Below are 13,993 nucleotides of genomic sequence, written 5' to 3' on the forward strand. Positions count from 1 at the left end.
GGCCGGAATCGGTGCGCATCGGACCGGATCGGCGGCTCGGCAGCGGGCCGCCGAGGGTCTGCGGCGCACCGGCCGGACCCGGCACGGCAAGGGGCACGCATGAGCGAGCGAAGCGGGCAGATCACCAGTACGGATGCGTACGGCCGGACCGGGCGCGGCGGGGTGCGGGCATGACCGGCGACCGCAGCGCCCCGACCGTCGCGGGCCCGTCCGCGGCCACCCTGGCCGCGCTGCTCGGCGCCGACATGCCGGCCGCCGAGGACATCGCCCCGGAGGCGTTCGAGCTGGCCGAACGGATCCGCGACCTGGTCGAGGCCGCGGTGCTCACCGACGTCGACGGCGCGGTCCGCGCGGACGCCGCCCGGCGCGTCGCGGAGATCACCGAGGCGCTGCGCGCGGCGCAGCGACCCAAGGACCGCGTGGTGATGCTGGTCCGGCACGGCAACGGGCGCTTCGAGCACCTCACCCAGGCCGGGTCCGGGCGGCTCAACCCGCAGGCGGCCCGCATGGAGTTCTTCGACCTGCCCACGCCGCCCCCGCCGGGCAGCGACCCGCGGCCGGTGGAGATCCGCGGTGCGGTGACGCTCACCGCGGCGCACGGCGGCCCGCCGGGACGCGTGCACGGCGGCATCGTCGCGACCGTGCTCGACCAGCTGCTCGGCGTCGCGGCGTCGCTCAGCGGCCCGGCCGGGTTCACCGCGGGCCTCGACCTGCGGTTCCGCAAGGCGACGCCGTACGACGTACCGCTGGAGCTGAGCGCGCGCTTCGAGAAGCGCGAGGGCCGCAAGACGTTCGTGACGGGGGAGATCCGCGCGCACGGCGAGGTCACCGCGCAGGCGACCGCGGTCTTCGTGTCGGACCGCACCCTGAACGCGGAACCGGCCGCGCACAGCTGACGGACCAGGGCGCCGGCCCCGGGGCCGGCGCCGCCCGCCCGGCGGGCCTCAGGCCACGAACGGCGTCCCAGCGTGCTCGGCCACCATCGGCCGGCCTGCTGCCTCCCACGCGAGCATGCCGCCGTCGATGTTGACGGCGTCCCAGCCCTGCTGGGCGAGATACGCGGTGACCTGGCCGGAGCGGCCACCCACCCGGCACATCACATAGACGCGGGTGTCCTTCGGGACCTCGTCGAGGCGCGCCGTCAACGTGCCCATCGGAATGTGCAGGGCGCCGTCCACATGGCCTGCGGTCCACTCCTCGGCCTCGCGCACGTCGAGCAGGAAGGCGTCGGAAGGGACCTCGGCGGCGCCGACGGCGGGCAGCGACTGGAACATCGGTTCTCCGGCTTCGGTCGGTCGGCGCGCCTGGGCGCGCCGGGTGGCCCCCCATTGTCGGCCATGATCCGGCCCGGACGACGACCGAAGGCCAAAAGGGGCAATCCACCAACACACCGGACGAAATGATTGCTATGCCAGTGCAACGGGGGAATCTTGTGACTCATCGCGACCGAGCCGGCGCTCCGCCGGCCCCGCCGACCCGGCCCGGTCCGGCCGACGCCCATCCGGCCGGACCGGGACGGCCCACGGCGCGCCCGCGGGCCGCTCAGCCCACCAGCCGCGCCAGCTCCCCCTCGCGCTCCTCGATCCGCGCCAGCAGCTGCTCCGCCAGGTACTCCAGCAGCCCGTCCGGGTCGTCCGGCGCCAGCGCCAGCAGTTGCCCCATCGGGCTCGCCAGCAGCGTCTCCCGTTCGGCCGCCAGCTGCTCTTGACGGGCCGTCAGCAGCGCCAGCCGGGTCCGCAGGAACGCCGCGCGGTCCGGGCCGGTCGGCTGCGCCGCCCCCGGGGCGCCCGACGCCCACTCCTCGTCGAGGGCCATCAGCCCGGCGATGTCCCCGGCCGCGTAAGCCGCGTTCACGCGCGCGATGAAGTCCCCGCGGCGCTCTTTCTCCGCGTCGTCCTGCGCCAGGTCCGGGTGCGCCCGGCGGGCCAGCTCCCGGTACAGGCGGCGCGCTTCCTCGCTCGGCTTGACCCGGCGCTCTTCCGGCGGGGCGACCGTCTGCTCCTGCTCGGCGCCGAAGGCGTCCATCAGTTCGTCGAGGTCGGGCATCGGGTCGACGGCCGCCCGCGCCTCCAGCGCGCGGCGGATGTCGTCGGCTTTGCCGCTCTGCGCCGCGACCGCCTCGGCGTACAGGGCGTCGAGTTCGTCGAGCCGCTCGTACAGCGGGCCGAGCCGGCGGTGGTGCGCGAACGCAAGATTGTCCAGTTCGACACGCAACGTTGCGACGTCCACCTCGGCGTCCAGCAGGCCCGCCTCGACCCCGGCGACCTCCTGCTCCAGTTCCGTCACGTGCGGGTCCGTCCACGTCACCGGTGCGTAGTCAGCTTCCATCGCAGTGCTTCGCCCTCCTTGGCGGCCGTCTACCCGGGGTGAACGGCGCTGCACGGCAAGGGCCGAACACGCTCCGTCGATCCCTTCCTTACAAACCTGTTAGGTGTCGAGAAGATCAAATCACTCACAACAGCCCACGCCAGCCTAAGTCTTAGGGCAGCATGGTCGGGCCGTCCCTGGCCAGTCGATCCAACCAAGCAGTTGGCTAGAGGGGATAAGATCCAGCCATGCCGCCCGACACCGCACGTACCCGAGCCAAACTTCTCGACGCCGCCCGCGCGGAATTCGCCGAGCACGGCATTGCCGGCGCCCGCGTCGACCGCATCGCCTTGCGCGCCGGAGTGAACAAGGAACGCATCTACGCCTATTTCGGCAATAAGGAGCAGTTGTTCCAGCACGTTCTCAGCGAGTCGCTCCAAGAGCTGACTGCGGTCGTCACGATGCCGAGTGACGATCCGGCCGAGTACGTCGCGCAGATCTACGACTTCTACATCGCACGTCCGGAGCTGCTCCGGCTGCTGCTGTGGGAGGCGCTGTACTACGGGAACGAACCGATCCCGGACGAGGACCGGCGGGCCACGAGCTACGCCGTCAAGTTGCAGGAGTTCGCCGAACACCTCGGCGTGCAGCCCACCCCCGACGTGGCTCAGCTCCTGTTCTCGCTGATCGGGATCGCCGCGTGGCAGTCCACGATGCCGCAGATGGCGCGCATCATCCTGGGCACCGAAACCGACACGGACCAGGCTCGGGCCCGCCGCCGCGAGCACCTGGTCGATTTCACCCGCCGTTCCATAGCCTCGGTCAAACAGCCGCAGGCCTGACGCCGGGAGCCACGCACCAACGCCGAGGGCCTTCCCGGCGACTCCGTAGCCCGGAGCGGGCCCTCGCAAGCCAGGGACGCAGCACCAGAGGATCGACCTGAACGCCGACCCCGGCGAGGACTTCGGGCAGTGGAGCCCGGCGCAGCGTCGCACTGCGGTTCGACGGCAGTGCGGCAGCGCCGGATTCCATACGGGGGATTCCTCGACGGTCGTCGGACCAGCACAGCACCATCCGGCCCGCTCGCCAGGCGGGCCTCGGCCGGGTGTCCCCCAGGCACCCGGCAGCCGCCACCCGACGGCCCGGCCGGCGCACGTGGACTACGCGCCGCGCCGGGCCGCCCGCATTCCGCGGGACGCCCCGCGCCGACGTGACGCACTCCCGACGTGTTTTCCGGCCCCGCCCGGGTCCGTTTCGGCCCGGCTACCGGTAAAACCGGTGGTATCAGGTCGTTCCCAGCCACCGGGAGGCAAAGTGACGAGTCGGCGCTGGCAGTTCTGGGTCGACCGCGGCGGCACGTTCACCGACATCGTCGCCCGCCGTCCGGACGGCCGCCTGGTCACGCACAAGCTGCTGTCCGAGAACCCGGCCCGCTACCGCGACGCCGCGGTCGCCGGGATCCGCGCGCTGCTCGACCTGCCCGCCGACACCCCCGTCACGCCGGAACTCGTCGACCAGGTGCGGATGGGCACCACGGTGGCCACCAACGCCCTGCTGGAACGCAAAGGCGACCGCACGCTCCTGGTCATCACCCGCGGCTTCCGGGACGCGCTGCGGATCGGCTACCAGAACCGGCCGAGCATCTTCGCGCGCCGCATCGACCTGCCGGAGTCGCTGTACGAGCGGGTCGTCGAGGTCGACGAGCGGATCGCCGCGGACGGCACCGAACTCCGCGCCCCCGACCTGGCCGCGCTCGCCGGCGGACTCCGGGACGCGTACGACGCGGGCATCCGGGCCGTCTCCGTCGTCTGCCTGCACAGCTACGAGAACCCGGCGCACGAGGAGGCCGTCGGCGCGCTCGCCGCGGAGATCGGCTTCCCGCAGATCTCGCTGTCCAGCGAGGTCAGTCCGCTGATGAAGATCGTGCCGCGCGGCGACACCACCGTCGTGGACGCTTATCTGTCACCGGTGCTGGGCCGCTACGTCGCGCAGGTCGCCGACCAGCTCCCGGGCGTCCGGCTGATGTTCATGCAGTCCAACGGCGGGCTCGCGGAAGCGCACCACTTCCGCGGCAAGGACGCGATCCTGTCGGGTCCCGCGGGCGGCATCGTGGGCATGGCCCGCATGTCCGAACTCGCCGGATACGACAAGATCATCGGCTTCGACATGGGCGGCACGTCCACCGACGTCTCGCATTACACGGGCGAGTACGAGCGGGTCTTCGACACCCAGGTCGCGGGTGTCCGGCTGCGCGCCCCGATGCTCGCCATCGACACCGTCGCGGCGGGCGGGGGATCGATTCTGCGGTTCGACGGCGGCCGCTACCGGGTGGGCCCGGAGTCGGCGGGCGCCGATCCCGGCCCCGCCTGCTACCGCAACGGCGGTCCGCTGACGGTGACCGACGCCAACGTCATGCTCGGCCGCATCCAGCCGGCGTTCTTCCCGCACGTCTTCGGCCCGGACGGGGACCAGCCGCTGGACGCCGCGGCAGTCCGCCGCCGGTTCGCCGACCTGGCCGTGGAGATCCGCACGGCGACCGGCGACGACCGCACCCCGGAGGAGGTCGCCGAGGGCTTCCTGCGGATCGCGGTCGCGAACACCGCCAACGCGGTCAAGCGCATCTCGGTCGAGAAGGGCCACGACGTCGGCGAGTACGCGCTGACGACGTTCGGCGGCGCGGGCGGCCAGCACGCGTGTGCACTCGCCGACTCGCTCGGCATCCGCACCGTTCTCGTGCCGCCGATGGCGGGTGTGCTGTCCGCGCTGGGCATCGGCCTCGCGGACACCACGACGATGCGGCAGCACGCGGTGGAGGCCGAGTTGTCCGTGGCGGTCATGCCACGCCTGACCTCGGCCGCCGCCGACCTGGAGGCCGCCGCACGCGCCGAACTCCTCGACGAAGGGGTGCCCGCCGACCGCATCCGCGTCACGCGGCGCGCCCACCTGCGCTACCAGGGCACCGACACCGCGCTCGCGGTCGACTTCGCGGAGCCGGACGCCATGACGGCCGCATTCGAGGGCGTGCACCGCCGCACCTATTCGTTCCTCATGGACCGACCGCTGGTCGTCGAATCGCTGTCCGCCGAGGCCACCGGCCTGACCGATCAGCCGGAGCGCCTCGAAGCCGCGGACGACGACGCGCGCGGCCCCGCCGAGGCGGTGCCGGTGCGCACCTACGTGTCCGGCACCTGGCGCGACATTCCGCTGCGCAGCCGGGCGTCCATGGCCGTGGACGAGCACATCGCCGGCCCGGCGATCATCACCGACCCGAACTCCACCACCGTCGTGGACGAAGGCTGGCGGGCCACCGCCACCCGCGGCGGCCACCTGCGCGTCGAGCGGGTCGCGGCGCTCGCGTCGGCACGGGAGGGCACCGCGGTCGACCCGGTGCTCCTGGAGATCTTCAACAACCTCTTCATGTCCATCGCGGAGCAGATGGGCAGTTCCCTGGAGTCCACCGCGCAGTCGGTCAACATCCGCGAGCGCCTGGACTTCTCGTGCGCGCTCTTCGACCCGGACGGCAACCTGATCGCGAACGCACCGCACATCCCGGTGCACTTGGGGTCGATGAGCAGCGCGGTCAAGGAGGTCATCCGGCGGCGCGGGGCGGGGCTGAAGCCCGGCGACGTGTACGCGGTGAACGACCCGTACCACGGCGGCACGCACCTGCCGGACGTCACGGTGATCACGCCGGTCTTCGCCGAGGACGGCGGCGATGCGGCCGGTCCGGAGATCCTGTTCTTCGTCGCCGCCCGCGGCCACCACGCCGAGATCGGCGGCATCACGCCCGGTTCGATGCCCGCGGGCAGCACGTCGATCGCCGAGGAGGGCGTGCTGTTCGACGCCTGGCTGCTGGTCGACGGCGGGCGTTTCCGCGAGGCGGAGACCCGGCGGCTGCTGTCCGAGGCGGAGTACCCGTCGCGCAACCCGGAGGCGAACCTCGCCGATCTCCGGGCGCAGGTGGCGGCGAACACCAAGGGTGTCGAGGAAGTCCGCCGGATGATCCGGCACTTCGGCCTCGACGTGGTGCAGGCCTACATGCGCCATGTGCAGGACAACGCGGAGGAGGCGGTCCGCCGGGTCATCGACGCGTTGGAGGACGGCCACTACCGTTACGAGACGGACAACGGCGCGGTCATCGAGGTCCGGGTCACCGTGGACCGCTCCTCGCGGTCCGCGACGATCGACTTCGGCGGTACGTCGGCTCAGCTCGCGACGAACCTCAATGCGCCGTCGTCGGTGGTCACCGCGGCCGTCCTGTACGTGTTCCGCACGTTGGTCGCGGACGAGATCCCGCTCAACGAGGGCTGCCTGCGGCCGTTGACGATCGTGATCCCGCCGGGGTCGATGCTCGCCCCGGAGTTCCCGGCGGCGGTCGTCGCCGGGAACGTGGAGACGTCGCAGGCGGTCACCGGCGCGCTGTACGCCGCGATGGGCGTGCAGGCGGAGGGCTCCGGGACGATGAACAACGTGACCTTCGGCGACGCGTCGGACCAGTACTACGAGACGCTGGGCTCGGGTTCCGGAGCGGGGGACGGCTTCGACGGCGCGTCGGTGGTGCAGACGCACATGACGAATTCGCGGTTGACCGACCCCGAGGTGCTGGAGTCGCGGTTCGCGGTCCGCCTGGAGGAGTTCGCGATCCGTCCGGGCAGCGGGGGTCCGGGCCGGTGGCGCGGCGGCGACGGCGCGGTCCGCCGGATCCGGTTCCTGGCGCCGATGACGGTGTGCACGCTGTCCGGCCACCGGCGGGTGCCGCCGTACGGCATGGCGGGCGGCGCGCCGGGCGCGCTGGGCCGCAACCGGGTCGTGCGCGCGGACGGCGGGACGGTCACGCTGGCCGGCTTCGACGTGGTGGACGTCGCGGTCGGCGACGTCCTGGAGATCGAGACGCCGGGCGGGGGAGGCTACGGCGCGGTGTGAGACGGGTCGCCGTTCCGGAAACCGCTTTCCACCAAGCTGTTTCCGGAACGGCACATCCACCCCGGCGCCACGGCCCGGCCCATCGGTCCGGCCGCCCGACGCCGGGACGCCGCGGCGCTCTCAGACCCCGGTCTCCGCCGGCAGCCGTCCCGCCGCCACCGCCGCGACCAGCCGCTCGTGGTCCCGCTCGGTCTGGTCCGCGTACGCCACCGCGAAGTCCGCGATCGCCTCGTCCAACCTGCCGTTCTTGCCGCAGTATCCGGCCAGCAGCTTCGGATCGACCGAGTGGCTGTGCGCGCGGGCCAGCAGCGCGCCCGTCATCCGCGCGTAGTCGTCGATCTGGTCGCCGGGCAGCAGGCTCGCGTCGATGCTGCCCTTCATGTTCCGGAACTGCCGCACCTGGAAAGGCAGTCCCTCGACCGTCGTCCAACCCAGCAGCGAGTCCGTCACCGCCTGCATGATCTTCTGCCCGAAGACCACCCGGCGGCCCTCGTGCGCGTCGTGGCCGATCCCCAGATACGGGGCTAGTGCCGACCGCCGGGACTCCTTCACCTGCAGCACCAGCGGCTCGTCGCCGCTGCCTTCCAGCATCACCACATACGACCGCAGCCCGACGCTGCCGGTCCCCACCACCCGGAAAGCCACGTCCTCCACCGCGAACCGCGCGAACATCGGCCGGCGCTCCGGCGAAAGCGTCCCCGCATACGACGCCAGCGACTGCGCGACCGCCTCCGCCGTCGCGTCGTCCACCGTCGTCAGCACCGGCGGATCCGGCACGAAACGGCGCCGCCCGTCGCCGAGTTCCACCGTCGACCGGGACGCGAACTTGGCGCTGGTGTTCTTCCGCGCCTTCGCCGAGACCTGCTCCAGCAGCCCGGTCAGATCGTGCGCTTCCGCGTGCCACACCAGCGACTCGTCGGCGATCGCCTGCCAGGCCTGCAGCACCGGCATACCGGCCAGCAGCGCCATCGTCTTCCGGTACGCCTCCGCGGCGTCCCGGGCCGCGTCCCGCGCCACGTCCTCCGCCGCGCCGCCGACGCGCGCCGCGACCACGAGGCTTGCCGCGAGCCGCTTCAGGTCCCACTCCCAGGGCCCCGGGGTGGTCTCGTCGAAGTCGTTGACGTCCATCACCAGACGCCCGTCCGCGCTGCCGTACAGCCCGAAGTTCCCGGCGTGCGCGTCACCGCAGATCTGCGCGTCGACCCCGGTGACCGGCGTGTTCGCCAGGTCCGCGGCCATCAGCCCGGCCGACCCGCGCAGGAACGCGAAGGGCGTGGCCACCATCCGGCCGATCCGGATCGGGACCAGGTGGTCCAGACGCCCCGCGTTGGCCTGCTCGACGACGTCGACGACGTCCGGCCGGTCCGCGGCCGTCTCGAAACGCGCGTGCTCCCCGCGGGAGAACGCCTTGCGCAGCGCCTTCCCCTCCGCCTTGGCGCTCCGGTTCCCCCACGTCCGGAACCCCGGCACCCGGAACGCGCGCCCTTCCAGCACCGCGTTTTCCTCGTCCCGCGCCGTGCCCACGGCCTCGGCCACCGCCATCGCACACCCTCCGTCCCCCGCGCCTGTGGCGGGCCCCACCCGAAGCTATCGCTAGGTCCGACGCGGCCACAGGGGCCGCGGTTGCCGCGGCCGCCGCCTCCGCTCGGCAATCCTGGCCCCATGGATTTCGCGCTCCCCCGCACCACCACGGCCGACCTTCGCACCGCCCGGCCGCGGTTCGCGGTACTCCCCGTCGGCAGCTTCGAACAGCACGGCGACCACTTGCCCCTGGCCACCGACACCGTCATCGCGACGCTGGTCGCCGACCGCATCGCCTCCGACCACGGCGGCTTCCTGCTGCCCGCCGTCACCGTGTCGTGCAGCCACGAACACGCCGCATTCCCGGGCACGGTCAGCATCAGCGCGACCACCCTGCTGGCCGTGGTCGCGGACATCCGCGGCTCGCTCCGCGCCTCCGGCATCGACACCTTGCTGATCGTCAACGCACACGGCGGCAATTACGCGCTGTCCAACCTCGTCCAAGAGGCCAACACCACTCGACCGCTCGTGGCCCTCTTCCCCACCCGTCAGGACTGGCAACAAGCCCGCGACGCCGCCGAGTTGCACACCAGCCTCAGCGCGGACATGCACGCCGGCGAATTGGAGGCCTCACTCCTCCTGTATGCCGCGCCCGACCTCGTCCGCCCCGGACACCCGGCCGGCGACCACGACGCCCCCGACCGCCCGCATCTCCTCACCCTGGGCATCCAGGCCTACGCCCCGAACGGCGTGATCGGCCACCCGTCCCTGGCCACCGCCGACAAAGGCCGCCGCATCCTCGACGCCCTCTCCCGCGCCGCGGCGACTCCGATCGCGCTGCTCACCGAGCCGTTCGCCGGGCATACCCCAGGTAGGTGACCAGGGGTTCCCCGCCCAGCACGAAGTCGACCAGCGGCGGGATCTGTTCGTCGGTGATCTTCCCCTGCCGGCGCTTGCGCGTGGCCCTCACCAGATGCAGCGGGTTGCGCGGCTTGAATCCGCGTGTGTCCTCGTTCGCCAGACCGTGCCGGGCGAGGACGCCCGCCATTTCGCCCGGCGTGCGCAGGCGCTCGGCCGCGTACCGCCCCGGCGGCATGATCCGCGTCCCCGGGAACCGCTGGAAGGCGCCCAGGTAGATCGCCTTCGCCAACCACGTCCGGTTCACGGTGTCGTAGACGAGCACCCCGTCCGGGGCCAGCACACGCGCCGCCTCCCGGACCACGCCGTCGAGATCCGCCGACGTCTCCAGGGTGTCCGCCACGTACACCAGTCCGAACGCCCCATCGCCCACCGGGAGTTTCTGCGCGTCGGCCACCACGTGCTCGACCGGGAGCCCCCGCGCGGCGCTCTCCGTCCGCGCCATCTCGGTCGCAACGGCCGAGGGATCCGCCGCCGTCACCGCGAACCCGAGCCCGGCCAGCGATCCCGCCAACGGCCCGCGCCCGTTCCCCACCACCAGCGCGGCGTTGCCCGCGCCCGCCGACCCGGCATCGCGCACCACCTCGCGCACGTACGCCAGGCGCACGTCCTGGAACGCGACAGCGCGGAGCTGACGACCGTCCACCGCCGCGGGATCGCGGCCGTCCAGTTCGATACGCGGTGCGGAGGCGGCCATGGCATCCCCTTCGGGACCGACACGAGTTCCCTCAGGGAACCCACCTTCCCGCGAACGTAACACACTCGAGTTCCCTCAAGGAACCCGACTACGCTGGACGTATGACCAGGACCCCCCTCGCCGACGTCGCCTGCTCGATCGCCCGCGCGACCGACCTGTTCGCCGACGCGTGGACGGCGCTGATCATGCGCGACGTCATCTGCGGCGTCACCCGCTTCGACGACCTGGCCACCGACCTGGGCATCTCCCGCAAGGTCCTGGCCGCCCGCCTGACCCGCCTCGTCGACGAAGGCGTCCTGACCCGCGAGCAGTACCAGTCCCACCCGCCCCGCGAGCACTACCTGGCCACGCCCAAGGGCAAGGAGCTGTACCCCGTCCTCCTCGCCCTGATGGCCTGGGGCGACCGCTGGTACCCCACCCCCGCCGGCCCGCCGATGCGCATCCACCACCACGACTGCGGCACCACGACAACCCCGGTCACCACCTGCGCCCACTGCCGGGGCGAACTCACCGCCGACAACACCACCCAACTCCCGGGCCCGGGCGGCGCCGTCGGCCCGGGCACCCGGGTGCTGGGGCCGTTGGTGGTCACGCGGGCCGCGAAAGGCCCGGACGGCGGTCAGTCGCCTGACACACCCCAGAAGACGATCTCGTCCGGGACCCCGTCCGCGTAGAGCACCATGCAGGAGCCGCTCCACTTGGGCATGCTGTCCATCATCGGCAACTGCTCGTCCGGGTCGGCGAGATCGTCGCGCGTCGGCTGGTCCGTCCCGTACCGTTCGACGACTTCCGCGGCGCTCACCGGCAGCACCGCGCCGAGCTCCGGGGCGGCTTCGGCGTCGATCACCCGATTGACGTCCAGGACCGAGTGCGTCCCGCAGGTACCCAGGAACTCCCAGTAGATCTCGTTCTCGAACAGGTCGACGGGCGACCGGAGCACCGGCATGCCCCACTCGGCGGGGTCGACGAAGTCCCCGGACGCCAACACCTCGTCCTGAAGCACGCGCAGCGCCTGCCCGAAGTCCTCCTGGTACCGCGTCACATACCACCAGCTCGACGCACCCATATGTGACCTCCAACGCCTACCAGCCCGCTCCGACAGCGGAGGGAAGCTAGCGGGCCGCACCGACATCGGCGCCCGACGGGCGGAACCAGGGCGTGCCTAAGCGGCCGACGCCCGGAACGCCTTCCGGTACGCGCTCGGCGACGTCCCCATCGCACGGCCGAAGTGGTGCCGGAAGGTGACCGGGCTCTCGAAGCCCACCGCCGCCCCGACCTCCTCCACCGACGCCGCCGTCTCCTCCAGGAGGGCCAAGCTGGCCCGGATGCGCTGCGTCAGCACCCACCGCACCGGACTGGTGCCCGTCTGCGCGGCGAACCGGCGCAGGTACGTCCGCTGCGACACGTGCGCCTGCGCCGCCAGGTCCGCCACCGTGATCGGTTCGGCCAGGTGCTCCAGCGCCCACGCCATCGACAGGGCGATCCCGTCGTCGCCGTCCACCTCGCCTACCGCCGCGCGGATGAACTGCGCTTGGCCGCCCTCCCGGTGCGGGGGGATCACCAGCCGCCGCGCCACCGCATTGGCCACCTTGGCGCCATGGTCCTTGCGGACCAGGTGCAGGCACAGGTCCAAGCCCGCCGCGCTGCCCGCGCTCGTCAGCACGTCGTCGCCGTCCACGTACAGGACATCCGCGTCGACCCGCACCTGCGGATACCGCTCCGCCAGCAGTTCCGCGTACTTCCAATGCGTCGTCGCCGTCCGCCCGTCCAGCAACCCGGCCGCCGCCAATGCGAACGCGCCCGAGCAGATCGACACGATCCGCGCCCCGCGCGCCCGGGCCGCCCGCAGCGCCTCGACCAGCGCCGGAGACACCTGCCCCCGGACGTCCGCGACACCCGGCACGATCACCGTGTCCGCGGCCGCCAGCACATCCAGCCCGTGCTCCACGGTGATCGAGAACCCGCCCACCACCCGCAGCGGCTCGCGGCTCTCCCCGCACACGAAGAACCGGTACCAGGGCACGCCCAGCTCGGGCCGCGGCAGACCGAAGATCTCCACCACGGACCCCAGTTCGAACGGGGCCATCCCGTCGAACGCCAGCACCGCCACCGACCCGCAGAACGCCGACGCCGGCCCGACCGGTCCCTCCACCGCAACCATGGCGGGATCTTAGCGGTAGGGGTCGTTCCCGCCACTGTCGACGGCCCACTCCAGACGGCGAGGATCGACCACGTCAGCGAGCGCCACGCACAAGCGCCGGCAAGCACCCTGCCAAGGAGAAGGACATGACCCCGTCCGCCGTCACCCACACCCCGGCCGCATCCCCCGAAGCCGCCGCCGCGCACTTCGCCGCCCGGCTCGCCTTCGAAGCGGACGTCTCCGACGTCCACGCCGACCTCACCTCCGGCGCCCCCGGCATCGTGGTCGTCGACTCGCGGCACCAAGTCGGCTGGGACCAGGGCCACATCCCCGGCGCCTTGCACATCCCCACGGCACGCATCGCCGAACTCGCGCCGGACCTCGTGGCCCGCGACGCGACCGTCGTCACCTACTGCTGGGGGCCCGGCTGCAACGGGGCCACCAAGGCCGCGCTCGCCTTCGCCCGCCTCGGCTACCAGGTCAAGGAAATGATCGGCGGGTTCGAGTACTGGGCCCGCGAAGGCTTCGCCTACGAGACCGCCGCCGGCCTCACCCGCACCGCCCCCGACCCGCTCACCGCCCCGGCCTCCGGCATCGCCTGCGCCTGCTGACCGGCCGCGGCGGACTCACACCGACTCGTCCTCCCGAGGCCGCGACGCCCCCCGCACGCCCCGCCCCCACGGCTCCGTCAACGGCGGCGGCTCCCGCAGCGGGCCCGCCGACCGCACGAGCAGCGCCGCACCCAGCCCGAACAGCGTCGCGAACAGGTGCCCCAAGTCCCACACCGTGCGGCTCGTCAGCACCGGCACCACCACGACCATCACCATGACCGCGACCCCGACCAGCCGCACCCAGCTCCACATGATCAGCACGGCGGCCGCACAGCAGCCGACCATGATGTAGCTCACCCCGACGTCCGTCGCCCGGATCAGCTTCTCCGGCGCCCGCCCGGTGTCGATCGCCCACCGCTCCACCCGCGCCGTGCACAGCGAGCCCAGCACGTGCGCGCTGATCGCGATCAGAATCAACCGCGGCGTCCCGTACCGCCGTTCCGCCCACGCCACGACCGTGGCGAACACCGCGATGTACATCGACAGGCCCGACCCGCGGTCCGCCACCCACACCGCGCTGGTCACCAGCACGGTCGCCGGGTCGTCGGACAGCCGGTGCAGGTTGGTGCTGTCCACCTTCACCAGCAGATCGATCAGCCGGGGCGGCGCGGTCTTCTGCACGAAGGTGCCCATGGTGAACAACGCGATGTAGACGAACGTCGCCGGCGCCGACAGCACCCACGCCCGCAGCTTCACCGTCCACGGCGCCAACTGCCCGACCACCCGCGCCGCGGGCTTCCACAGGTATCCCACGCCGCGCAGCACGTACCAGAGGACGCTCAACGCCAGCGCGGCAAGCGCGACCACAAGCGGCCTCCGAACCGGGATCGACGACCAGCAGGACGGGACGTGCCGGAAGAGCAAGACCTCCGGTAT

General features: G+C 72.4%; 13 protein-coding genes. 6 read left to right on the forward strand and 7 right to left on the reverse strand.

Features of this window, described 5'->3' with window-relative positions; translation table 11 throughout:
- The first annotated feature begins 170 nt into the window (after positions 1–170).
- Positions 171–896, forward strand: a complete 726-nt coding sequence (locus ACPA54_RS14160; protein WP_423529526.1) for a PaaI family thioesterase — start codon at positions 171–173, stop codon at positions 894–896.
- A gap of 48 nt (positions 897–944) precedes the next feature.
- Here ACPA54_RS14160 and ACPA54_RS14165 read toward each other — a convergent pair whose 3' ends face one another.
- Together ACPA54_RS14165 and ACPA54_RS14170 are read right to left on the reverse strand one after the other, a co-directional pair.
- Positions 945–1,274 carry a rhodanese-like domain-containing protein gene (locus tag ACPA54_RS14165; protein WP_423529528.1) on the reverse strand — a complete coding sequence of 110 codons (330 nt, stop codon included), beginning with the start codon at positions 1,272–1,274 and terminating at the stop codon, positions 945–947.
- A gap of 268 nt (positions 1,275–1,542) precedes the next feature.
- Entirely contained in the window at positions 1,543–2,328 is a 786-nt protein-coding gene (locus ACPA54_RS14170) for a J domain-containing protein (RefSeq protein ID WP_423529530.1), read from the reverse strand.
- A gap of 227 nt (positions 2,329–2,555) precedes the next feature.
- Between ACPA54_RS14170 and ACPA54_RS14175 the strand changes: the two genes are divergently transcribed.
- A complete protein-coding gene (locus ACPA54_RS14175) occupies positions 2,556–3,149 on the forward strand; it encodes a TetR/AcrR family transcriptional regulator (protein ID WP_345673988.1) in 594 nt (197 codons plus the stop codon).
- A gap of 472 nt (positions 3,150–3,621) precedes the next feature.
- Positions 3,622–7,230, forward strand: coding sequence for a hydantoinase B/oxoprolinase family protein (locus tag ACPA54_RS14180; RefSeq protein WP_423529533.1), 3,609 nt, complete (start codon positions 3,622–3,624; stop codon positions 7,228–7,230).
- Positions 7,231–7,350: 120 nt separating this feature from the next.
- On the opposite strand, the gene ACPA54_RS14185 is transcribed toward ACPA54_RS14180, so the two are convergent.
- On the reverse strand, positions 7,351–8,772 hold the full coding sequence (locus ACPA54_RS14185) for a DUF2252 domain-containing protein (RefSeq protein ID WP_423529535.1): 1,422 nt from the start codon (positions 8,770–8,772) through the stop codon (positions 7,351–7,353).
- 120 nt (positions 8,773–8,892) lie between these two features.
- Here ACPA54_RS14185 and ACPA54_RS14190 point away from each other — a divergent pair, with 120 nt between their 5' ends.
- On the forward strand, positions 8,893–9,630 hold the full coding sequence (locus ACPA54_RS14190; protein WP_423529537.1) for a creatininase family protein: 738 nt from the start codon (positions 8,893–8,895) through the stop codon (positions 9,628–9,630).
- Here the strand turns inward: ACPA54_RS14190 and ACPA54_RS14195 are convergent.
- On the reverse strand, positions 9,593–10,366 hold the full coding sequence (locus ACPA54_RS14195) for a class I SAM-dependent methyltransferase (protein ID WP_423529539.1): 774 nt from the start codon (positions 10,364–10,366) through the stop codon (positions 9,593–9,595). The two genes, ACPA54_RS14190 and ACPA54_RS14195, sit on opposite strands and share 38 nt — an antisense overlap.
- Before the next feature lie 101 nt (positions 10,367–10,467).
- On the opposite strand from ACPA54_RS14195, the gene ACPA54_RS14200 reads away from it, so the two are divergent.
- Positions 10,468–11,040 carry a winged helix-turn-helix transcriptional regulator gene (locus tag ACPA54_RS14200; RefSeq protein WP_423529541.1) on the forward strand — a complete coding sequence of 191 codons (573 nt, stop codon included), beginning with the start codon at positions 10,468–10,470 and terminating at the stop codon, positions 11,038–11,040.
- On the opposite strand, the gene ACPA54_RS14205 is transcribed toward ACPA54_RS14200, so the two are convergent.
- Positions 10,986–11,432 carry a hypothetical protein gene (locus ACPA54_RS14205; protein ID WP_423529543.1) on the reverse strand — a complete coding sequence of 149 codons (447 nt, stop codon included), beginning with the start codon at positions 11,430–11,432 and terminating at the stop codon, positions 10,986–10,988. The two genes, ACPA54_RS14200 and ACPA54_RS14205, sit on opposite strands and share 55 nt — an antisense overlap.
- A gap of 96 nt (positions 11,433–11,528) precedes the next feature.
- Positions 11,529–12,527, reverse strand: a complete 999-nt coding sequence (ftrA, locus tag ACPA54_RS14210; RefSeq protein ID WP_423529545.1) for a transcriptional regulator FtrA — start codon at positions 12,525–12,527, stop codon at positions 11,529–11,531.
- A 125-nt stretch (positions 12,528–12,652) separates the two neighbouring features.
- Between ftrA and ACPA54_RS14215 the strand changes: the two genes are divergently transcribed.
- Positions 12,653–13,117 (forward strand): rhodanese-like domain-containing protein, encoded by a 465-nt coding sequence (locus ACPA54_RS14215; protein WP_423529547.1) that lies wholly within the window; start codon positions 12,653–12,655, stop codon positions 13,115–13,117.
- A gap of 15 nt (positions 13,118–13,132) precedes the next feature.
- Here ACPA54_RS14215 and ACPA54_RS14220 read toward each other — a convergent pair whose 3' ends face one another.
- Positions 13,133–13,924, reverse strand: coding sequence for a rhomboid-like protein (locus ACPA54_RS14220; RefSeq protein WP_423529549.1), 792 nt, complete (start codon positions 13,922–13,924; stop codon positions 13,133–13,135).
- Between the last annotated feature and the right edge of the window lie 69 nt (positions 13,925–13,993).

The sequence above is a fragment of the Uniformispora flossi genome (genome assembly GCF_049534875.1).
In the GTDB taxonomy this organism is placed as follows: domain Bacteria; phylum Actinomycetota; class Actinomycetes; order Streptomycetales; family Streptomycetaceae; genus Yinghuangia; species Yinghuangia aomiensis.